The following is a 20,639-nucleotide window of genomic DNA, read 5'->3' on the forward strand; positions in this document are numbered from 1 at the left end:
GGCCCGGGTCAGCGCCGCAGGCGGCCGGCGAGGGCGCGCAGCCCGGTGCCGGACCGGGACCGCTCCGGCAGCCGCCCGGCGACCGCGTCGTCGAGCAGCGCGCCGACGGTCTCCGCGGCGCAGGTCCGGTTGGCGCCGATCCCGCCGGACGGCCCGCGCTTGATCCAGCCGACCACGTAGTGCCCGGGCCTGCCCTCGACCCGTCCGGCGTCGTTCGGGACGATCCCGCGGCCGTCGTCGAACGGCAGGCCGGGGACGGGCCGCCCGCGGTGCCCGACCGCGCGCACCACCAGGCCGGCCGGGATCAGGGTCCCGTCGGCGGTCTGCACGCCCTGTACCCGAACGGACCCCTCGAGCCGTTCCGGCGCGGAGTGGAAGCGGAACACCACCCGCGGCCGGTCCGCAGGCACCGACCAGTCGATCTTCTCCCGGACGGCGCCGCGCAGCAGGCCGTGCGCCTCGCCGGCGGCCGGCCCGTCCAGCGACTCGGCGATCCGCGGATCGTGCTCGTCGACCACCACGTCCACACCGGACCGGCCGAGCAGCTCGCGCAGCTCCGGCGCCGTCGCGGCGACCGCCTCCGGCCCGCGGCGGGCCAGCAGCACGACCTCATGGATCGAGCCGGCCCGCAGGGCGGGCGGCACGTGCGGCGCGACCGGGGTGCCGGCGAGATCCTCCGGATGGGCGGTGAGCACCCGCGCCACGTCGATCGCGACGTTGCCGGTGCCGACCACGACGACCCGCGGCACCGCGGTGTCGACGGCGTCGGCGGGCACCTCGGGATGGCCGTTGTACCAGCCGACCACGGTGTCCGCGGCGATGCTGCCGGGCAGCCCGGCGCCGGGCAGGTCCAGGTCCCTGGGCTCCGGTGCGCCGACCGCCCACACGACCGCGTCGTGCCGGCGGGCGAGCTCGTCGGCGCTGACGTCGCGTCCGACCTCGGTGCCCAGCCGCATCCGCACCCGGGGATGGCGGTGGAACCGGGCGAACGACTCGCCGATCCGCTTGGTCGACGGGTGGTCCGGGGCGACGCCGAAGCGGACCAGGCCGCCCGGGGTGTCCAGCCGGTCCACCAGGGTGATCCGGGACGAGGTGTGCAGCAGCAGGTCCTGCGCGGCGTACATGCCGGCCGGCCCGGTCCCGACGACGGCCACGTCCAGTGGCGCCATGTCCGCGGGCAGCGTCCGGGTGAAGGTCGGCTGCTGCCACTCGTGGAAGGTCGGCGATCCGCCCGCGGTCGCCGCCGAGATCGGCCGGTCGGCGTAGAAGTCCGCGTTGACCTGCGCGTACCCGGCGAGCGATGCGCTCAGCCGCTCCACCGGGAACACCGCGTCGACCGGGCACGCGTCGGCGCAGGCGCCGCAGTCGATGCAGGTCCGCGGATCGACGTAGAGCATGTCGGTGGTCCCGAAGTCGGGCTCACCGGGCGCCGGGTGGATGCAGTTGACCGGGCACACCGACACGCAGGACGCGTCGGTGCAGCAGGTCTGGGTGATCGCGAAGGGCACGATGGACCGCCGGTTCAGATCAGGTTGGCGCGGCGGTAGAAGTGCAGCGCCGGCCTGGTGAGCAGGCCGCAGGAGGACAGGAACTCCATCAGCCCGGCGCAGGAGCTGCGCAGCAGCGCCTTGTGGTGCTCGTTGGCCCCGGCCTCGCGCACCGCGCGCGCCCGGTCCAGCCCCACGTTCTCGTAGACCTGCTCGTTCCACATGCTGGAGACGATGAAGTAGGCGGCCGCGGCGACGTAGAGCGCGTTGAACTGCCTGCGCACCCGGCCGGCCCGCTGCAGGTGCTCGCGGGTCTCCTCGCGGGCGAACTTCATGTGCCGCGACTCCTCGACCACGTGGATGTTGGAGACGGTGCGCACGAACGGGACGACGCGCTCGTCGCGCATCCAGTCCCGCTGCATCACGTCGAGCACCTCCTCGGCGACCAGGATCGACGCGTAGGCGGCCTCGCCGCTCGCGGTCGTCTTGAACAGCCTGCCGAGCTCGATCGTGGAGCGCTTCGGCACGTAGGCGGGTGCGCCGAGCTTCGCCGAGCCGCGGGCGAACATGATCGAGTGCCGGCACTCGTCGGCGATCTCGGTCAGTGCCCACTGGAACGACGGGTCGGTCGGGTCCTTGGCGTAGAAGTCCCGCAGCATCATCTGCTGCAGGATCATCTCGAACCAGATCCCGGTGGAGGCGACCGACGCGGCCTCGTGCCGGGTCAGCTCGGTGCGCTGCTCCTCGGTCAGCTCGTCCCAGTAGGCGGTGCCGAAGAGGCTGCACCACTCCGGGCTCATGCCGTGCTTGGTGCGGTCGAGCGGGGTCTCCCAGTCGACCTGGGTGGTCGGGTCGAACGACAGCTCCGCGGACGAGCGCAGCAGCCGCTCGGCGGTGTCCTTCCGGTCGGCGGGCTGGTCGGCCCTGGCCTCGGGAACGGTCGCGGTCATCTCGACTCCTCACGGACGACGACGTCACATGGTCCATGTCGTGTGCTGTAACCGGCGGTAACGTTACCACCGGTAACGCGATGATGCACGATCTCGCGCCGACACGGAACCCCCGGATCGACGGGTGGCGGCGGGACCACCCGACGGGGCCCCCGGCCGGCGCAGCGGGGACTACCGGGCGTCGCGGACCCCCGGCGGAAGCGTGATCCCGGCCACGTCCGGGTGCGGACGTGCGGACGGCCACCCGGCCGCCGCCGGAGCGGTGGCCGGGTGGCCGTCGGTGCGGCTCGCGGGCCCCGGCGAGCCGATCCCCCGGACGCCTGTGCGCACGCCCGGGGAGGTCGTCAGGTCAGGCCGTCGAGCACCGCGAACGCGGGTGCGGTCAGGTCGACCGGGGTGAGCAGTGCGTCCGGCGCCGGCAGAGCCGGGGCGCCGTCGAGCAGAAACACCGGGACGCCCGGAGGAGTCGCCGCCGGACTGCTGACGGGCCTCCGGCATGAGGTTGTTCTCGACCCAGTAGGTCTTGTCGTCGGCACCGGTCACCTCCGACCGGACCACGTCGATGCTGTTCTGGGCCTGCGCCGGGAGCACCGCGACCCCGGCGACGACTGCCGCACCCAGCAGGCGAACGCGGACCGCCGCCCTCACCGGGACTTCGGGACGAGACTCATTCGCCGACCGTTCCGTTCTGCAGCACGGTCGGGGTGATCTGCTTCGGCGCCTTCGAGACGACGTCCACCAGGCCGGCGACGGGCACGCCGGCCGGCGCGAAGTCACGCAGCTGCTGCAGCGGCTGGTCGGAGTCGAAGGCGGTGTACGACAGCTCGACGTAGGGCGCCTCGGGGGCCGGGGTCGGCTGGGCGTCGTTCGGGGCGCTGAGCAGCGGACCGAGGTCCGGGACGAGGTCCGGGGTGGCCGCCTGGGCGGCGCCGGACAGGCCGAGCAGGGCGGTGCCGGCGAGCGCGGCGCCTCCCGCGACGAGCCCGACCCGGGAGGGCCGGTGTGCACGGTGCTGGGGCACGAGGTGCCTCCTGATTCTTCGGTGGGGAGCGGAGTCGGGGTCCGGCACGGAGCGGGGCGCCGGGGGCCGGCGCCCACTGTGCACGTCGCGGTAGCGGCGGGCCGGGCCGTCCGCCGGTGCGGGCACCGTCGGACGCCGGGGCGCGGCAGGGGCGGACGTGGGGTTCCGGCGGGTGTCGGACCCCGCCCTCCCGGGCCGCCGTGACGGCGGGGCGGGAGGGTCGCGCACGGGGCGCGGGCCGGAGGGGTGGTGCGGGCCGGGCCCGTTCCGGGAGGCACGGGACCGGCGGGCACCGGAGGAGGGTGGCCACGGCGGGCGCACCCCCTGCTCCGGCGCGTCAGGCGCCGGAACAGGGTGCGCTCGCCTGGCGGCGCAGGTCGACGTGACGCCGACTCGCGAACCGGGAGACGAGGTGCATGGCAGACAGTGTGCACACCCGTTCGGACTAACCCGGCGGCCGGATACGTCCACACTGTGAGAAGTCGTCCGACATCGGCCGTTCCCCGGTGCAACGAGTGATCCAAGTCACTTCATGCGCCGCGAAACGAACCGCTGCGCGCCGGGAAACGTTGTGGAGCGAATCATCCGATCGTGTCAACGACGTCGGGAACCGGATCGGCTCGCCTCGCTGACCTGCGACGATGCCGGCGCTGTCGATCTCTGCGGGAACCCGTCCGGACAGCCGTCGCGCACGGCGGGCCCGCCGGGGCGGGCCGGCGGTGCGTCAGAGCCCGAGCATCCGGACCGCGTTCTCCTTCAGGATCAGCGGCCGCACCTCGGGCTTGAGGTCGAGCCGCTCGAAGTCCGACAGCCAGCGGTCCGGGGTGATCACCGGGAAGTCCGATCCGAACAGCACCTTGTGCCTGATCAGCGAGTTCGCCGCCCGGACCAGCTGCGGCGGGAAGTACTTCGGCGACCACCCGGACAGGTCGATGTAGACGTTCGACTTGTGGGTCGCCATCGAGATCGCCTCGTCCTGCCACGGCACCGACGGGTGCGCGAGCACCACCATCAGCTCGGGATGGTCGGCCGCGACGTCGTCGAGCAGCATCGGGTTGGAGTACCGCAGCTTGATACCCCGGCCGCCGGGCAGCCCGGCGCCGATCCCGGTCTGCCCGGTGTGGAACAGGGCGGGCACACCGAGCCCGGCGATCGCCTCGTACAGCGGGTAGAAGCTGCGGTCGTTCGGTTCGAACGCCTGCAGGCTGGGGTGGAACTTGAACCCGCGGACCCCGTGCTCGGTGACCAGCCGGTGGATCCGGGCGACGGATGCCTTGCCGCCGTGCGGATCCACCGAACCGAACGGGATCAGCACGTCGGTGTGCTCGGCGGCGAGATCGGCGATCTCCTCGCTGGACAGCGCCGGATGCCCGGTGCCGGCCGGTGCGTCGACGGTGAACACCACCGCGGCCAGCCTGCGCTCCCGGTAGTGCTCGGCGATCGAGGCGATCGTCGGGGTGCGGTCCTGGCCCGATCTGAAGTAGGCCGCCGAGGCGTCCATCAGCTCCTGGTCCAGCGCGAAGCAGCCGTGACCGTCCTGCTCGACGTGCACGTGCACGTCGATGGCGTCCACCGTGCTCGGGTCGAGGGCCATGTCGTCGTCCTCCGGTCGGGGCGGGGTCGGGGCAGGGTCGGGGTCGGGGTCGGGGTCGGGGCAGGATCAGGGCAGGTCGGTGCGGGACTTGGCGTCCAGAAGCTCGGCCAGCACGGCGTCGCGCCGGGCGGCCAGCTCGGCCGGGTCGGTGTCGCCCAGCTCGTCGTGCACGCCGTCGACCAGGGTCCGGGCGAGCTCCGGGGTGAGGGTGACCCGGCCGAGGTCGCGCCAGTAGCGCTCGGTCGGCGGGCCCAGGTGCTCCAGCACGTGGGCGAGGCCGCCGGCCCCGCCGGAGAGGTGCTGGTTGGCGAACGGCCCGAGCACCGCCCAGCGCAGGCCGGGGCCGTGCGCGATCGCCGCGTCGACGTCGGCGACGCTCGCGACGCCGCGCTGCACCAGCGAGTACGCCTCCTGCCACAGGGCGGCCTGCAGCCGGTTCGCGATGTGCCCCGGGATCTCGGCGCGCAGCCGGATCGGCCGCTTGCCCAGCGCGGTGTAGAAGTCCAGCGCGTCGGTCACCGCGCGCTCGGTGGTCCGCTCCCCCGGCACGACCTCGACCAGCGGGATCACCTGCGGCGGGTTGAACGGGTGGCCGACCAGCACGCGTTCGGGGTGCGCGGGTGCGCCGCGGGCGATGTCGGTGGGCAGCAGCCCGGACGAGCTCGACGCGAGCACCACCTCCGGCCGGGCGGCCTCGTCGAGCTCGGCGAACAGCCGGTGCTTGACGTCCTCGCGTTCCGGGCCGTTCTCCTGCACGAAGTCGGCGTGCTCGGCGGCCGCGGCGGCGGTCGGTGCGAAACCCAGCCGGTCCGGCGAGGCGCCCGGTACCGGATCCAGCCGCGGCCAGAGCGCGGCGACGCCGTCGCGCAGCCGCTGCTCGGCCCCCGGCGAGGGATCGGTCGCGGTGACGTCCAGGCCGCGGGCCAGGAACAGCGCGGTCCAGCCGAGACCGACCACCCCGGTCCCGACGACGGCGACCCGGCGGACCGGGCTCACAGCCGGGCTCCCCGCCGGACTCACTGCCGGACTCACTGCCGGGCTCCCCGCCGGACCCACTGCCGGGCTCCCTTCCGGGCTCACGGCCGGGTCCCTGCGAGCTCGGCGAACGCGTCGAGGGCGTCCGGATCGGCCAGCACGTCGCGCGAGGCGACCTCGTCCACCGCGGCTCCCAGCAGGATCCGCTTGGCCGGGACCTCCAGCTTCTTGCCGGTGCGGTTGCGCGGGACCACCGGCACCTCCTCGATCCGGTCCGGCACGTGCCGGGGGGTCAGCTCGGTCCGCAGCGCATCCGCGATCCGGCGGCGCAGCGCGTCGTCGAGCACGGTCCCGGGTGCCGGCTGCACGAACAGCATCAGCTCGCCGTTGCCGCCCGCCGGGTCCTCCAGGTGCAGCACCAGGCTGTCGTCGATCCCGGGCAGCTCCTCGACGACCCGGTAGAACTCGGCGGTGCCCAGCCGCACCCCGCCCCGGTTGAGGGTGGCGTCCGACCGGCCGGCGACGACCGCGCTGCCGGTGGGGCCGAACCGCACCCAGTCGCCGTGCCGCCAGATTCCCGGGTAGTGGTCGAAGTAGGTGGACCGGTAGCGGCTACCGTCGTCGTCGCCCCAGAAGCCGACCGGCATCGACGGCAGCGGCCGGGTGATCACCAGCTCGCCGAGCTCACCGACGACGGGCCGGCCGTGCTCGTCGAACGCCCGGGCGTCCACCCCCAGGCAGGGCCCGGAGATCTCGCCGGCCCACACCGGCTGCCACGGGCCGCCCTGCAGGATCCCGGAGCAGATGTCGGTGCCGCCGCTGCCGACGTTGAGCAGCACGTCCGGGCCGAACTGCTCGGCCACCCAGCGGTAGCCCTCCGGCGGCAGCGGGCTGCCGGCGGCGCCGAGCTGGCGGACCCGGGACAGGTCGTGCTCGCGGGCCGGTCGCAGGCCCGCGGCGCGGCAGGCCATCAGGAAGCCGGGGGCGGCGCCGACCAGGGTGGCCCCGGTCTCGGCGGCGAGCCGCCACTGCAGCCCCAGGTCGGGGTACTGCGGGTTGCCGTCGACGAGCACGATCGACGCGCCCCGCAGCAGCCCGGAGACCAGCGCGTTCCACATCATCCAGGCGGTGGTGCTGAACCACAGGATCCGGTCGCCGGGGCGCAGGTCCCAGCTCAGCGCGTGGTTCTTGAGATGTTCGAGCAGGATCCCGCCGTGCCCGTGCACGATCGCCTTGGGCTTGCCGGTGGTGCCCGAGGAGAACAGCACGCAGAGCGGATGGTCGAAGGGCACCGGATCGAACGCGAGCTCCCCCGGCCCGGCCAGCAGCTCCGCCCAGGACACCGCGTCGGGCAGCGGATCCGGCCCGTACCCGACGTCGACGACGTGCCGCAGCCCCGGCAGCCCGGCCCGGATCGCGGCCACCTGCTCGCGCCGGTCGACGTGCTTGCCGGCGTAGCCGTAGCCGCTGACGGCGAGCAGCACGACCGGTTCGACCTGGCCGAACCGGTCGAGCACGCTGCTCGCGCCGAACTCGGGCGCGCAGGAGGTCCAGATCGCGCCGAGCGAGGCGGTGGCGAGGAAGGCGACCACGGTCTCGGTGATGTTCGGCAGGTACCCGGCGACCCGGTCGCCGCGGCGGACGCCGAGCCGGTGCAGCCCGGCCCGGGCGGCGGCGACCTGCCCGCGCAGCCCGTCCCAGGTGAGCTCGGTGCGGTCGCGGGTCTGCGAGTACCCGACGACGGCGACGGCGTCGGCGTCGGCGCCCGCCGCGGCGAGGCCGACGGCGTGCTCGGCGTAGTTCAGGGTGGCGCCGGGGAACCACTGCGCGCCGGGCATGGCGGTGTCGCCGCGGACCGCGGTCGGCGGCGTGGCGAACCGGACGCCGGTGTGCTCGGCCAGTGCGCCCCAGAAGCCGTCCGGGTCGGCCACCGACCAGCGGTGCAGGTCGGCGTAGTCGGCGAACTCGCGGCCGTGCGCGCGGCGCAGGTGCTCGACGAAGCCGCCGAGCGCGCTGTCCGCGGGCGGACGGGCGGGCGCGGCCCGCAGCAGCTCCGGCCCGGCCGGGCCGGTCACCGGTCCCCCTCCCGGCGGACCCGGCCGCCGCGGCCGTCGAGGAAGGCGCGCATCCGGGCCTGGGCCTCGTCGCTGCTGGCTGCCACCGCGGCGACCAGCGACTCCAGCAGGTAGCCCTGGGCGGGTGCGGCCTCGGCGATCCGGGGCAGCGCCTGCAGCACGGCGAAGTTCGTCATGTCGGAGTTGGCGGCGACGGCCCGGGCCAGCTCGAGCGCCTTGGGCAGGCCCTCGCCGGGCCCGACCAGGTGGTGCGACAGACCCAGGGCGAGACCCTCCGCGGCGTCCAGCACCCGGCCGGTCAGCATCATCTCGGCCATCCGGTGCGCGCCGATCAGCCGGGGCAGCCGGACCGATCCGCCGCCGCCGACGAACAGGCCGTGCTGGCCCTCCGGCAGCGCGTAGAACGCGCTCGGCTCGGCCACCCGCACGTGCGTGGCGGCGGCCAGCTCCAGCCCGCCGCCGACCACCGCGCCGCGCTGCACCGAGACCACCGGCACCCGGCCCTCGGCCATCCGCTCGAACGCCCGGTGCCACATCCGGGAGTGCTCCATCGCCGCGACGACGTCCCGGTCCCCCAGCTCGGACAGGTCCAGGCCGGCGCAGAAGTGGTCGCCCTCGGCGTCCAGCACGACGGCGCGCACGCCGGGCGGCGGATCGGCGAAGAACGCCTCGATGCCGAGCACGGTGGCGTCGTTCAGCGCGTTGCGCTTGGCCGGGCGGGCGAGCCGCAGCACCACGACATCGTCGTGCCACTCGGTCTCCAGCGAGGCCGGCAGGCCGGTGTGCTCCACCGCGGTCATCGGGCCGCCGCCCGGTCCCGCAGCTCCACCCGGCGGACCTTGCCGGTGGCGTTGCGCGGCAGCTCGTCGACCAGCTCGACGTGCTTGGGCACCTTGTACCGGGCGAGCCGGGCGGACAGGTACCCGCGCAGCTCGTCCGGGTCGACGACGGCGCCGTCGCGCGGCTGGACGTAGGCGACGCCGACCTCGCCCCACCGCTCGTCGGCGATCCCGACGACGGCGCAGTCGGCGACCGCGTCGTGCCCGACGGCGACGGCCTCGATCTCGGCCGGGTACACGTTCTCGCCGCCGGAGATGAACATGTCCTTCACCCGGTCCACGGCGAACGCCCAGCCGTCCGGGCCGGCCCGGACGACGTCGCCGGTGCGGAACCAGCCGCCGTCCACCCGGGACGCCGCGGTCTCGTCCGGCCGTCCCCAGTAGCCGGGACCGACGTGCGGGCCCCGGACCAGCAGCTCGCCCGGCTCGTCGCCGACCGGCTCCGGACCGCCCTCGCGCAGGGTCGCGACGTCGGTGAAGAAGTGCGGCACCCCGATCGACGTGGGCGGGTGCCCGGCGGTGCCGTCCCGGGTGGCCATGTAGACGCCCGGCGACGCCTCGGTCATGCCGTAGCCCTGCTGCAGGTGCACCCCGCGTTCCAGCCAGGCGCGGGCCACCCGTTCCTGCACCGGCGAGCCGCCGTAGACGACGCTGCGCAGCGACGACAGGTCGGTGTCGGTCCAGCTCGGGTGCTCGCAGAGCATCTGCAGCATGGTCGGCACCGCGGCGAAGCCGGTGATCCCGGAGGCGATCCGGGACAGCACCAGCGCCGGGTCGAACCGCTCGACCAGCTCGACGCTCGCGCCCTTGAGCAGCGCGGGCAGCGTGACCTGGCTGAGCCCGACGCAGTGGAACAGCGGCGAGATGCACAGCGTGCGGTCGGTGGAGAGCAGATCGACGTGTGCGAGCTGGTTGACCGTGTTCCAGGTCAGGTTCCCGTGGGTGAGGATCGCGGCCTTGGGGCGGCCGGTGGTCCCGGAGGTGTAGAGGAGCACGGCCGGGTCGTCGAGCCCGGTGGCCGCATCGGACGGTGCGGACGCGGCGGACGGGTCGGACGGTGCGGACGGGACGGGCGGGGCGGCGGCCAGGTCTGCCTCGAACTCGGCCTCGAACTCGCCGGCCCGGTCGGGGCTGGACGGGTCGGGGCGGACCGCGACGAGATGGCGCACCGAGGGCGGCAGCGGCGCGGCGGCGGCGACCAGCCCGGCGGCGTCGGCGCTGTACACGAGCACCCCGGCGCCGCAGTCGTCGAGCATGTAGCGGACCTCGTCACCGGCCAGCCGGTGGTTGAGCGGGACCGCGATCGCGCCCAGCGACCAGGCGGCGAAGCAGGTCTCGAGCACCTCGACGGCGTTCACGCCCAGGTAGGCGACCCGGTCACCGCGGCGGACGCCGAGCCGGGCGAGTCCGCCCGCCACCTGCGCGACACGCTGCGCCAGCTCCGCGTAGGTCAGCGACCGGTGCCGGTCGAGGAGCGCGGGGGCGTCCGGACTGATGCGGGCCCGCCGGGCGGGCCAGGTGCCCAGGCCGAGGCCCGGGCCGGTGATCGGGCTCATTGCTCCCTCGCACGTCAACCTATATCAGGAACCTTGATAGCAAGGATGCTGATAAAGGGTCAAGCGTCGAGGCCCGCGTCGGCGGGGGGAGGTTCGATGTAGCCGTCCGGCTCGGTCAGCGCGTCCAGGCAGCGTTCCAGCGTGATCGCGAAGGCGGTCGCCTCGTCGGGCTCCAGGTTCGCGAGCATCCGCTGCTCGACCCGACCGGCGGCCTCGTGGCAGGCGGCGAGCATCCGCTCCCCGTGCTCGGTCAGCCAGACCCGCAGGATCCGCCGGTTCGCGCTGTCCGCCCGGCGCTCGATCAGCTGGTCGCGCTCCATGCCGGCGACGAGCTGCTGCATCGCCTGCGGGGTCACGAAGTGCCGGCGGGCGAGCTGGGCCGAGGACAGGCCGCCCCGGCGCTCCAGCACGCTCAGTGCCGTGTACTGGCCGAGCGTCACCCCGAGCGGGCGCAGGCGCTCCTCGAGGCGGGCGCGCTCGGCCATCTCCAATCGTTTCACCAGATAGGTCAGTCGTTGACCGCGCCGCCCGGTGGGCACGGCCGGAGTCGCCGGATCAGTCACGACTGCCAGCGTAACGGCCCTCGACCCAATGACAATCTACTTGCTATAAAGCTGCTTGACATACATCCGGGTGCCCCGGCGGACCGGTGCCCGGGACCGACGACATTCAGGGAACTGCAATGACGCAACCCCGGTTCTCCCGCAGCCAGCGGCGCCGTGCCGTCCTGTCGAGCTACCTCGGCAGCATGATCGAATACTACGACTTCCTGCTCTACGCGACCGCGTCCGCGGTCGTGTTCAACCAGGTGTTCTTCTCCGATCTGGATCCGCTGGTCGGCACGGTCGCCGCGTTCGGCACCCTGGCCGCCGGCTACGTCGCCCGCCCGATCGGCGGCATCGTGTTCGGGCACTTCGGCGACCGGGTCGGCCGCAAGAAGATGCTCGTGATCAGCATGGTCATGATGGGTGTGGCGAGCACCCTGATCGGCCTGCTGCCCACCTACGACCAGGTCGGTGTCCTCGCGCCGATGCTGCTGGTGTTCCTGCGGATCATCCAGGGCATCGCGGTCGGCGGCGAATGGGGCGGCGCGGTCCTGATGTCGGCCGAGCACGCCTCCTCCCGGCGCGGGCTCTGGGCGAGCTTCACCAACGCCGGGGCGCCCAGCGGCATGGTGCTGTCCACCGTGGTGCTGGCGCTGTTCGCCTCGATCTCCGGCCCGGAGGGCTTCCTCGTCTGGGGCTGGCGGATCCCGTTCATCCTGAGCGTGGTGCTGCTGGCGATCGGGCTGTTCGTGCGGCTCTCGGTCACCGAGACGCCGGTCTTCGCGGCCGCCGCGGCCGCGAAGAAGCCGGCCCGCCCGCCGCTGATGGAGGTGCTCCGCAACCACCCGCGCAACCTGGCGCTGGCGGTCGGCATCGGGTTCGGTGCGTTCGTCGCGCAGGGCACGCTGACCACGTTCCTGATCTCCTACGCGGTGCAGGCCGGCTTCGAGCGGCAGACCGTGCTGAACGCGCTCACCCTGTCCTCGGTGGTCGCGATCGGCGGCATCATCGGGTTCTCGGCGCTGTCCGACGTGGTCGGACGGCGGCCGGTGGTCCTCGGCGGCGCCGTCGCCACCGGCGCCTGGTGCTTCGTGGTGTTCCCGATGGTCGACACCGGATCGGCGGTGCTGCTGACGCTCGCCGTCGTCGTCGGGCAGGGGATCACGCACGCCGCCTGGTTCGGCCCGTCCGCGGCGCTGTACTCGGAGCTGTTCTCCACCGGGTCCCGCTACACCGGGGCCTCGATCGGGTTCCAGCTCTCCGGGGTCGGCGCCGGGCTCGCCCCGGTGACCTTCGCGTCGATCATGGCGGCGGGCGCCGGGCCGTGGACGATCAGCGTGGTGATCGGCCTGTTCGCGCTGGTGTCCGTCGGCTCGGTGCTGGTGCTCTCGGAGACCTCGCGCGGCGGGCTCGCCGACACCCGCGACGCCGAGCCGGAGGGCGACACCGAGAGCGGCCGGGCGGCCAGCGAGGGCGGGGCCGGCCGGTCCTGAGCGGACCGGGTCGGACCTGAACCGTCGGGCGGCCGGTGCAGCGCTGCGGCACCGGCCCGCCCCCGGCTCAGCCGGCCGCGGGGGCCCGGTCCGCCGGGCGCCCGACGAACAGCGCGACCACCAGCACGACCAGCGACACGAACGCCGCCGTCAGGAACGCCGCCTGCACCCCGGCCGCGTCCACCCCGGCCCCGGCCGAGGCCAGCGTCATCACCGTGATGAACAGCGCGGTCCCGGCGGCCCCGGCGACCTGCTGCAACGTGGTCAGGATGGCGCTGCCGTGCGAGTACAGCCCACCGGGCAGCGAGCCGAGCGCGTCGGTCATCAGCGGGGTGAACATCAGTGCCAGTGCCGCCGACAGGCCGACGTGCAGCACCACGACCAGCCAGATCGGGGACGCCGCGCCGAGCGTGGTGAACCCCCACATCACCGCGCTCAGCAGCAGCGCGCCCGGGACCACCAGCGGGCGCGCCCCGATCCGGTCGTAGGCGCGGCCGATGAACGGCGCGAGCAGCCCCATCACCAGGCCACCGGGCAGCACCACCAGCCCGGCCACGAACGCGCTGTCGCCGAGCACGTCCTGGATGTAGAGCGGCAGCAGGATGATCGCGCCGAACAGCGTCATGAAGCCGACGGCGACCAGCACCACCGCGACGGTGTAGCGGCGGATCGCGAACGGCCGCAGATCGAGCAGCGGCGCGGCGGTGCGCTGCAGCCTGATCTGCCGGTACACGAACAGCGCCAGCGCGAGCACACCGACGACCAGCGGCACCCACGGCGGGACGCCCTCCCCGACGCCGGCACCGCCGTGCGCAGCGCCCGCTGCGGACTCGCCGATCGCGGACAGGCCGTACACCAGCCCGGAGAAGGCGACCGCGGAGATCAGCACGGACAGCACGTCCAGCGGGGCCTTCGAGGTCTCCGCGGTGACCCGCAGCCAGACCGCCCCGGCCGCGAGCGCGACCAGCGCGATCGGCAGGACCAGCCAGAACATCCAGCGCCAGCCGAACGCGGACAGGATCACCCCGGACAGCGCGGGCCCGACCGCGGGCGCCACCGCGATCACGATCGAGATGGTGCCCATCGTCTGCCCGCGGCGGGACGCCGGGACCAGGCGCAGGATCGTCGTCATCAGCAGCGGGATCATCACCGCGGTGCCGGTGGCCTGCACGACCCGCCCCGCGAGCAGCACCCCGAAGACCGGGGCGAGCGCGCACAGCAGGGTGCCCGCGCTGAAGAGGCCCATCGCCGCCAGGTAGACCGAGCGCGGCGGGAACCGCTGCAGCAGGTACCCGGTGATCGGGATGACCACGGCCATCGTCAGCAGGAACCCGCTGGTCAGCCACTGCGCGGTGGAGGCGGTGATCCCGAGGTCGGCGATCAGCACGGGCAGCGCCACGCTCATGATCGTCTCGTTCAGGATCATCACGAACGCGGAGCCGACCAGCAGCGAGATGATCAGCGGTGCGCCCGCCGGGAGCCGTTCGGCCCCGGCGGGCTCGGTCGTCGGCTCGGTCGTCACGGCGGGTCGCCTCCTGCGGTCGGGGCCGGGCCCGGACGTGCGCGGACCCGGCGAGGTCGATGCGGTGGAACCGAGTCAACACGAGACGGTCCCGGGCGGCGACCGGATTCGTGCTGCGCGGACGCCGCGCCGGACCCGTCACCGGTGGTGCTCGATCCGAGGATGGCACGCGGGTCCGACAGTTCCGTGGCGCGTCCGTGGTGCATCCGTGGCCCGAGCGTTCCCCCGAGGGTGATCCGGCACCGCCGCCGGGCCGGTGCGGGCCCGGTCCGGTAGACAGGGACACATGGAACAGGTCGTGTTGCTCGACGACGACGGCAAGCCGGTCGGGGTCGCCGACAAGGCGACCGTGCACGGCGCGAGGACCCCCCGGCACCTGGCGTTCTCCTGCTACGGCGTGGACGACGCCGGGCGCCTGCTGGTCACCCGGCGGTCCCGGAGCAAGGCCGCGTTCCCGCTGGTCTGGACGAACACCTGCTGCGGGCATCCGGCACCCGGCGAGGACATGGCGGACGCGGTGCACCGCAGGCTCGGCGACGAGCTCGGGGTCCGGGCCACCGAGCTGCGGCTGGTGCTGCCCGACTTCAGCTACCGGGCGTCCCAGGACGGGGTGGAGGAGAACGAGCTCTGCCCGGTGTTCGTCGCCCGGCTCGCCGGTGAGCCGGATCCCCGGCCGGACGAGGTCGAGGACGCCGAGTGGTGGAGCTGGGACCGGTTCCGGGCCGCCGCCGACGATCCGGGGTCCGGCCTGTCGCCGTGGGCCCGGCTGCAGGTGCCGCTGCTCGACGCCCTCGACGACCCGCTGCTGGCGGCCGCGCGCGGCTGATCGCGCCCGGCTGGTGTGATGGTGGGCGTGAGACCCGCGCCCACCGGACCCGATCTCGCGGCCGGCCTGGCCGCCGCGCTGGACGACGCGCTCGATCCGGTCCCGGCCGGGCGGCTCGGCCCGGTGGTGGACCGGCTGATCCGCGACTACCGCAGCGGCTCGGTGCCGGCCGCGCCGATCCTGCGCACCGCCGACGATGCCGCGGCCTACGCCGCCTACCGGATGCCGGCCACCCACGCCGCCGTGCTGGACGTGCTGGGCCGGGCCGCCGGCCTGGTGCCGGAGCCGCGGGAGCTGCTCGATCTCGGCGGCGGCACCGGCGCGGCGGTCTGGGCGGCGGCGCAGACCTGGCCGTCGCTGCGCCGGGCCACGGTGCTGGAGGCGGCCGCCCCGGCCCGCGCACTGGGCGGCCGGCTCGCCGCCGGGGCCCCGACCGCCGCCGTGCGGGACGCGCGCTGGGAGCACGCGGTGCTGGGCACCGGCACCGAGCTGCCGGCGACCGACCTGGTCACGGCCTGTTACCTGCTGGGTGAGCTGCCGGAGCCGGTGCGGGACGCGCTGGTGGACGCCGCCGCCCGGGCCGCCCGGGTGGTCGCCGTCGTCGAACCGGGTACGCCCGCCGGGTACGCCCGGGTGCTGGCGGCCCGGCAGCGGCTCGTCGCCGCCGGGATGACGGTCGCGGCGCCTTGCCCGCACTCCGGCGCCTGCCCGGTGACCGGCGACGACTGGTGCCACTTCGCGGTCCGGGTGAGCCGCAGCTCGCGGCACCGGGCGCTCAAGGCCGGCTCACTGGGTCACGAGGACGAGAAGTTCTCCTACGTCGTGGCGACCCGCCCCGGCGACGCCGGACCGGCCCCCGGACGGGTCGTCCGGCATCCGCGTTCCCGCAAGGGACTGGTGACGCTGAGTGTCTGCTCGGCGGACGGCTCGCTGCGCGACACCCCCGTTCCGCGCAGCCGCCGGGAGCTGTTCCGGGCCGCCCGCGACACCGCGTGGGGCGACCCGTGGCCGCCCGCCTGACGATCATCGGCCAGGGTGACCGAGCACACGTCTGTGATCGACGACATTTTCGTTGTGAACCTGTAACACGCACCGGCATCGTGGGCGACTGACCGGGCGCGACGGCCATCCGGTGGGCCGCGAGCAGCGACTTTCTAGTAGATCGAGCACGACCATGACCGACACCCCCACCGGTGCCCCCACCGATCGACTCCCCACCCTCGTGCGCACCCGGCACGGCTACCGGGTGCACGACCCGGCGCTGGTCGCCGGCACCTCCTACGTGATCGACGACGCCGGCGATCTGGTCTGGACCCGGGTCCCGGCCGGCGCGATGACCGCGGGCGCCGTGATCACCTCGCTCGTCGTGGCCGTCACCACGGGTGACAACAGCTGGACCTGGTCGATGCTCACGTTCCTGGTCGCGCTGCCGGTGTCGTTCGCCGCCGCGATCGCCGTGCTGTCGGTGGTGCACGCCGTGACCGACCCGGTGCGGGCGTACCGGGCGCGGTTCGGGCACAGCCGGTTCGCGGTCGACGTCACCGACCGGGGATCGGCGCGCTGGCAGCTCTGCGTCCGGGCCGAGCGGCTGGCCGCGAGCCGGTCCTGGCAGGCCGGCCGGATCGACCCGACCCGCACCCTCGGCGGCCTGCTGTGGACCGCCGTCGGCGGCGGCGAGGAGTGGGCCGCCCAGGCGCTGCACTCGCTCACCGAACCGGCGACCGGCCCGGATCTCACGTCCGTCTGAACCACGACGGCGGTCACACCGCGTAGCGGGCCACCGGGAGCAGCGCCTCCGGATCGCGGCGGTCGCCCTCGGCGGCGACGCAGGCGCGCAGCGAGCGCTCCAGTGCGTCCTCGTCGAGCCCGGTCCCGATCAGCACCAGCGTGGTGCGGCGCGGCTCGCCGGCGTCCCACCGGTTGCGCTGGAACCGGACGTAGCGGCCGACCGTGTGCAGGTCCCAGCGTTCCCGGGCCGGGGCGGCCGCGAACCGCACCGAGCCCTTGATCCGGTACAGGCCGGACGGGCGGGCGTCCAGCAGGTCCTGCAGCCGGGCGGCGTCCAGCGGCTCGTCGCACTGGAACGTCACGCTCTGGTAGCCGGCGTGCAGGTGCGCGGCGTGGTCGCCGGCGGCGGGACCGTCGCGCACCTGCTCGCCGAGCATCAGCTGCCGCCCGGGCACGATCTCGATGTCGAACAGCAGCGCCGGGTCGATCATGCCGTCGCGGACCGGGACGATCGGGGCCCGCGGGTTCGCCTCCCGGCACAGCCTGCGCACCCGCCACAGCGGGCCCGGCCCGACCCGGTCGATCTTGTTGAGCACCACCAGGTCGGCCATCCCGACGTGCCGGTCCAGCTGCGGATGCCGGCGGCGGGTGGTCTCGAACTCGGCGGCGTCGACCACCTGGACGAGGCCGCCGAAGCTCAGGTGCTGGCCCAGCGCGTCGAGCACCAGCCGGACCAGCGTGCCCGGCTCGGCGATCCCGCTGGCCTCGATCACCACGACGTCGATCTCGTCCCGGCGCCGGGTCAGGTTCGCCAGCACCTCCCCGATGCCGCCCTCGCCGATCTCGCAGCACAGGCAGCCGTTGCCCAGCCCGACGACACCGCCCGCCTGACCGGCCAGGCGCATCGCGTCGATCCCGACCGAGCCGAAGTCGTTGACGACCACGCCGATGCGCGCGTCCCCGCCGGCGGCGAGGAGGTGGTTCAGCAGGGTCGTCTTGCCGGCTCCGAGGAACCCGGCCAGCACCACGACCGGGATCTTCCGGGGCACCCGACATGAGTACCACGCTGGGCGACCGTGGCAGAGTTCCCCCTATGCCCGACTCAGCTGCCGGACGTCCGCCCCGCGGGACGATCGCCGTCGCCGGTGAGGCCCTCGTCGACATCGTTCCTGCTCCCACCCAGGGCTACTGGGAGTTCGCGCCCGGTGGCAGCCCGGCGAACGTGGCGGTCGGGCTCGCCCGGCTCGACGTGCCGGCCCGGATGCTCGCCCGGCTGGCCGACGACCTGCTCGGGCGCAGGCTGCGCGATCACCTCACGGTCAACGGCGTCGACCTCACGCACTCGGTCGAGGCGGACGAGGCGTCGTCGCTGGCGATCGTCGAGATCGCCGGGGACGGGCAGGCGTCCTACGACTTCCGGGTCGACGGCACCGCCGACTGGCAGTGGACCCCGGACGAGCTGTCCGGGGCGCTCGACGACGGTCCGGCCGGCCCGGTCGTGGCCGTCCACTCCGGGTCGCTCGCGCTCACCACGGCGCCCGGTGCCGAGGTGCTGCGCGAGCTGATGGCGACCGCGGTGGACACCGCGACGGTCAGCTACGACCCGAACTTCCGGCCGCTGCTGATGGGGTCCCCGGCCGAGGTGCTGCCCGGGGTGCACGAGCTGCTCGGCCTCGCCGACGTGGTGAAGGTCAGCGAGGAGGACCTCGCCTGGCTGCATCCCGGCCGGGAGCCGGGTGACGTCGTCGGTGAGTGGCTGGAGCTCGGGCCGGCGGTCGTCGTCGTCACGCTGGGGGCGAACGGGGTGCTCGCCGGCACCGCCTCCGGGCTGCACAGCGTGCTGCCCGGGCGGAAGGTCGACGTGGTGGACACCGTCGGTGCCGGGGACAGCTTCTCCGCGGCCCTGCTGGCCGGGCTGCACCGGCGCGGGCTGCTCGGCGCGACCGCCCGCGACGACCTCTACCGGATCGACCGGGCGGCGCTGGACGGCGTGCTCGGCGAGGCCGTCACCGCCGCCGCGATCACCTGCTCGCGGCACGGCGCCGATCCGCCGACCCGCGCCGAGCTCGACGCCGAGGGCTGAGCCGCTACTCGCCGGCCAGCATCGCGTCCTGGGCCTGCTGCTCGTCGGGCGTCAGCTCGCGCGGCGCCCGCTCCGGGTAGTCGCGCGGCTGACCGGTCGCGTTCGCGCCCGGCGGCAGGCTCAGCGTCGCCGGCTCGCTCTCCGGGATCGCCCACTGGCTCGCCCAGTCCATGTGCATCGCGGTCGGGCCGCCCGCCGGCGGGAAGTAGTCGAGCTGCATGGTCATGTTCATCGGGCGCGGCGGGAAGTGGTCGGTGTTCGTGTTGGTGTACCACTCCTCCCCGTCGACGTAGGCGGTCATCTTCTCCGGGGTCCACTCCAGCGCGTAGGACGACCACTCGGTGGAGTCGTGCTGCGTGGCGCCGTAGTCCTGGTCGTTGTTCGGCCCGTAGTGCAGGAAGAAGCTGGTCTCCTGGCGGTCGTCGGAGAGGATCTCCATCCAGTCGATCTCGCCGCCGACCGGGAAGTCCTCGGCCACCGGCCAGAGCAGCAGCAGCGCGTTGAGCCCGCCGCTCGCCTCGTCGGACTTCACGCACGCCTCCCACCGGCCGTGCCGCTGCCCGGGGTGCCAGCTGACCGCGCCGGTGGTGCCCTCGGCATCGGCGGTGATGGACATGACGCCGTCGGCGACGGTCACCGCGTCCGGGGTGCGGATGCCGTTCTTCGCGTGGCCGGGCTCGGGGCCGTAGGGGTGCCAGTCCGGCGGGACCTCGTCGATCCCCTCGAAGTCGGAGTGCCGGTCCGGTTCGCCCCAGCCGTGCTGTTCGGCCGCGGTGGTGGAGCAGCGCGACACCGGCTCCGCGGGGGCCGGCTGTGCGGGGCTCGGCTGCTCGGGGCCGGGCTGTGCGGGGCTCGGCTGCTCGGGGCCGGGCTGCTCGGGGCCGGGCTGGGCGGGGCTCGGCTGGGCGGGGCCGGGCTGGGCTTGGCCGGGCTGGGCGGGGCCGGGGTCCTCCTGGGTGATCGCGGTCCGGGTGGCCGACGCGGCCGACGCGGCGGGGGCGCCCACCACGGTCGTCGCCGCCGACACCGCCACGGTCGCGGCCAGCACCGTCAGCGCCGCCAGACCGGTCCTCGTCCTCGTTCGCACCGTGGGTCACTCCCGTCCCTCGCGTTACCGTCCGTCCCATCAGACGAGCGGACGGTGAACGAGGCCAGCGGAAACACCCGTCCGAGCCTCCCCCGATCAGGGCGACATACCGGACACCTCACCCACCGTGAGTCCACCGGGCGCCCCCGTCACCTCGGGTAGCCCCCGGCGGAGGCCCGCCATCGTTCGCACGGGTTCGTGGCGTTCGCACGGGATCGGATCCCGTGCGAACGCGACGAACCCGTGCGGACCGTGCATGCCCGTGCGGGCGGTGGGAGAGTGCGGGGTGTGGGGCGTCCTGGGGTGGCTGTCGCGTTGGACCTCGCACCGCATCCGGAGGGCGGCTGGTACCGCCGCACCTGGGCTTCCCCGTTGACGGTCGACACGCCGTACGGGCCGCGGCCGTCGGCGACCGCGATCCTGTACCTGTTCGACGGGCCGGGGCGCTGGCACCGGGTGCGCTCGACCGAGCTGTGGTGCTGGCACTCCGGCCCGGAGGCGGAGCTCCTCGTCGCCGGTGACGGCGACGAGCCCGGCGATCCCGTCCCGCTCCGGCTGGGGCGCCCCGGCCGGCTCGTGGTGCCGGGCGCGGACGGCCGTCCGATGGCGGGCCCGGGCGATCCGGTGGCGCTGGCGGGCGATCCGGCGGGGCTTCCGGGCGAGCCGGCAGGGATCCCGGGCGAGCCCGCCGGCGGTCCGGTGGTGCCGGGCGGTCCGGACGTGCTGCCGCAGCGCGAGGTCCCGCCCGGGGTGTGGCAGCGGGCCGTTCCGCTGGGCGACGGTCCGGTGCTGGTCAGCTGCGTGGTCTCCCCCGGCTTCGACTTCGCCGACTTCGAGATGCGCTGATCCCCGCTGCGC

18 protein-coding genes are annotated in these 20,639 nt (G+C 74.4%); 6 read left to right on the forward strand and 12 right to left on the reverse strand.

The window, feature by feature from the left end; translation table 11 throughout:
- Window positions 1-8: 8 nt before the first annotated feature.
- From ACVJO7_RS16890 to ACVJO7_RS16930, 9 genes are all read right to left on the reverse strand, one after another.
- A complete protein-coding gene (locus tag ACVJO7_RS16890; RefSeq protein ID WP_491673655.1) occupies window positions 9-1,508 on the reverse strand; it encodes an FAD-dependent oxidoreductase in 1,500 nt (499 codons plus the stop codon).
- A 14-nt stretch (window positions 1,509-1,522) separates the two neighbouring features.
- Complete coding sequence (locus ACVJO7_RS16895) at window positions 1,523-2,437, reverse strand: AurF N-oxygenase family protein (RefSeq protein WP_344023456.1); 915 nt, start codon at window positions 2,435-2,437, stop codon at window positions 1,523-1,525.
- A gap of 667 nt (window positions 2,438-3,104) precedes the next feature.
- Window positions 3,105-3,458, reverse strand: a complete 354-nt coding sequence (locus ACVJO7_RS16900; RefSeq protein ID WP_491673656.1) for a hypothetical protein — start codon at window positions 3,456-3,458, stop codon at window positions 3,105-3,107.
- 724 nt (window positions 3,459-4,182) lie between these two features.
- Window positions 4,183-5,052, reverse strand: a complete 870-nt coding sequence (gene couO / locus ACVJO7_RS16905) for a 4-hydroxyphenyl-beta-ketoacyl-CoA hydrolase (RefSeq protein WP_491673657.1) — start codon at window positions 5,050-5,052, stop codon at window positions 4,183-4,185.
- Between the two features lie 66 nt (window positions 5,053-5,118).
- Window positions 5,119-6,048, reverse strand: a complete 930-nt coding sequence (locus tag ACVJO7_RS16910) for a 3-hydroxyacyl-CoA dehydrogenase NAD-binding domain-containing protein (RefSeq protein WP_491673658.1) — start codon at window positions 6,046-6,048, stop codon at window positions 5,119-5,121.
- An 80-nt stretch (window positions 6,049-6,128) separates the two neighbouring features.
- Window positions 6,129-8,102: an acetoacetate--CoA ligase gene (locus tag ACVJO7_RS16915; RefSeq protein WP_491673659.1), complete on the reverse strand. Its 1,974-nt coding sequence runs from the start codon at window positions 8,100-8,102 to the stop codon at window positions 6,129-6,131.
- Window positions 8,099-8,902 carry a crotonase/enoyl-CoA hydratase family protein gene (locus tag ACVJO7_RS16920; protein WP_491673660.1) on the reverse strand — a complete coding sequence of 268 codons (804 nt, stop codon included), beginning with the start codon at window positions 8,900-8,902 and terminating at the stop codon, window positions 8,099-8,101. Before ACVJO7_RS16920 ends, ACVJO7_RS16915 begins: the two co-directional genes overlap by 4 nt.
- Complete coding sequence (locus tag ACVJO7_RS16925) at window positions 8,899-10,497, reverse strand: acyl-CoA synthetase (protein WP_491673661.1); 1,599 nt, start codon at window positions 10,495-10,497, stop codon at window positions 8,899-8,901. Before ACVJO7_RS16925 ends, ACVJO7_RS16920 begins: the two co-directional genes overlap by 4 nt.
- 59 nt (window positions 10,498-10,556) lie before the next feature.
- Window positions 10,557-11,060 (reverse strand): MarR family winged helix-turn-helix transcriptional regulator, encoded by a 504-nt coding sequence (locus tag ACVJO7_RS16930; RefSeq protein WP_491673662.1) that lies wholly within the window; start codon window positions 11,058-11,060, stop codon window positions 10,557-10,559.
- 119 nt (window positions 11,061-11,179) lie between these two features.
- Here ACVJO7_RS16930 and ACVJO7_RS16935 point away from each other — a divergent pair, with 119 nt between their 5' ends.
- On the forward strand, window positions 11,180-12,535 hold the full coding sequence (locus tag ACVJO7_RS16935) for an MFS transporter (protein ID WP_344023478.1): 1,356 nt from the start codon (window positions 11,180-11,182) through the stop codon (window positions 12,533-12,535).
- Window positions 12,536-12,602: 67 nt separating this feature from the next.
- Here ACVJO7_RS16935 and ACVJO7_RS16940 read toward each other — a convergent pair whose 3' ends face one another.
- On the reverse strand, window positions 12,603-14,057 hold the full coding sequence (locus ACVJO7_RS16940; RefSeq protein WP_491673663.1) for an MDR family MFS transporter: 1,455 nt from the start codon (window positions 14,055-14,057) through the stop codon (window positions 12,603-12,605).
- Window positions 14,058-14,343: 286 nt separating this feature from the next.
- Here ACVJO7_RS16940 and idi point away from each other — a divergent pair, with 286 nt between their 5' ends.
- The 3 genes from idi to ACVJO7_RS16955 all read left to right on the forward strand — a co-directional run bounded on the left by idi (window position 14,344) and on the right by ACVJO7_RS16955 (window position 16,630).
- Complete coding sequence (gene idi, locus ACVJO7_RS16945; protein WP_491673664.1) at window positions 14,344-14,883, forward strand: isopentenyl-diphosphate Delta-isomerase; 540 nt, start codon at window positions 14,344-14,346, stop codon at window positions 14,881-14,883.
- Between the two features lie 27 nt (window positions 14,884-14,910).
- Window positions 14,911-15,903, forward strand: coding sequence for a small ribosomal subunit Rsm22 family protein (locus ACVJO7_RS16950; protein ID WP_491673665.1), 993 nt, complete (start codon window positions 14,911-14,913; stop codon window positions 15,901-15,903).
- A gap of 154 nt (window positions 15,904-16,057) precedes the next feature.
- Window positions 16,058-16,630 carry a hypothetical protein gene (locus tag ACVJO7_RS16955; protein ID WP_344023486.1) on the forward strand — a complete coding sequence of 191 codons (573 nt, stop codon included), beginning with the start codon at window positions 16,058-16,060 and terminating at the stop codon, window positions 16,628-16,630.
- 13 nt (window positions 16,631-16,643) lie between these two features.
- On the opposite strand, the gene ACVJO7_RS16960 is transcribed toward ACVJO7_RS16955, so the two are convergent.
- Window positions 16,644-17,660, reverse strand: coding sequence for a CobW family GTP-binding protein (locus tag ACVJO7_RS16960; RefSeq protein ID WP_491673666.1), 1,017 nt, complete (start codon window positions 17,658-17,660; stop codon window positions 16,644-16,646).
- A 44-nt stretch (window positions 17,661-17,704) separates the two neighbouring features.
- Here ACVJO7_RS16960 and ACVJO7_RS16965 point away from each other — a divergent pair, with 44 nt between their 5' ends.
- On the forward strand, window positions 17,705-18,694 hold the full coding sequence (locus ACVJO7_RS16965) for a carbohydrate kinase family protein (RefSeq protein WP_491673667.1): 990 nt from the start codon (window positions 17,705-17,707) through the stop codon (window positions 18,692-18,694).
- Window positions 18,695-18,698: 4 nt separating this feature from the next.
- Here ACVJO7_RS16965 and ACVJO7_RS16970 read toward each other — a convergent pair whose 3' ends face one another.
- On the reverse strand, window positions 18,699-19,781 hold the full coding sequence (locus ACVJO7_RS16970) for a glycoside hydrolase family 16 protein (RefSeq protein ID WP_491673668.1): 1,083 nt from the start codon (window positions 19,779-19,781) through the stop codon (window positions 18,699-18,701).
- A gap of 315 nt (window positions 19,782-20,096) precedes the next feature.
- Between ACVJO7_RS16970 and ACVJO7_RS16975 the strand changes: the two genes are divergently transcribed.
- Window positions 20,097-20,627, forward strand: coding sequence for a cupin domain-containing protein (locus tag ACVJO7_RS16975; protein ID WP_491673669.1), 531 nt, complete (start codon window positions 20,097-20,099; stop codon window positions 20,625-20,627).
- The last annotated feature ends 12 nt before the right edge of the window (window positions 20,628-20,639 follow it).

This window comes from Pseudonocardia sp. DxW, assembly GCF_058448985.1.

What these genes read in the sequence shown, in the direction of transcription:
- couO (WP_491673657.1), bottom strand. Translation starts at nt 5,052, where the DNA reads ATGGCCCTCGACCCGAGCACGGTGGACGCCATCGACGTGCACGTGCAC.
- ACVJO7_RS16935 (WP_344023478.1), top strand. Translation starts at nt 11,180, where the DNA reads ATGACGCAACCCCGGTTCTCCCGCAGCCAGCGGCGCCGTGCCGTCCTG.
- ACVJO7_RS16965 (WP_491673667.1), top strand. Translation starts at nt 17,705, where the DNA reads ATGCCCGACTCAGCTGCCGGACGTCCGCCCCGCGGGACGATCGCCGTC.
- ACVJO7_RS16920 (WP_491673660.1), bottom strand. Translation starts at nt 8,902, where the DNA reads ATGACCGCGGTGGAGCACACCGGCCTGCCGGCCTCGCTGGAGACCGAG.
- ACVJO7_RS16955 (WP_344023486.1), top strand. Translation starts at nt 16,058, where the DNA reads ATGACCGACACCCCCACCGGTGCCCCCACCGATCGACTCCCCACCCTC.
- ACVJO7_RS16925 (WP_491673661.1), bottom strand. Translation starts at nt 10,497, where the DNA reads ATGAGCCCGATCACCGGCCCGGGCCTCGGCCTGGGCACCTGGCCCGCC.
- idi (WP_491673664.1), top strand. Translation starts at nt 14,344, where the DNA reads ATGGAACAGGTCGTGTTGCTCGACGACGACGGCAAGCCGGTCGGGGTC.
- ACVJO7_RS16895 (WP_344023456.1), bottom strand. Translation starts at nt 2,437, where the DNA reads ATGACCGCGACCGTTCCCGAGGCCAGGGCCGACCAGCCCGCCGACCGG.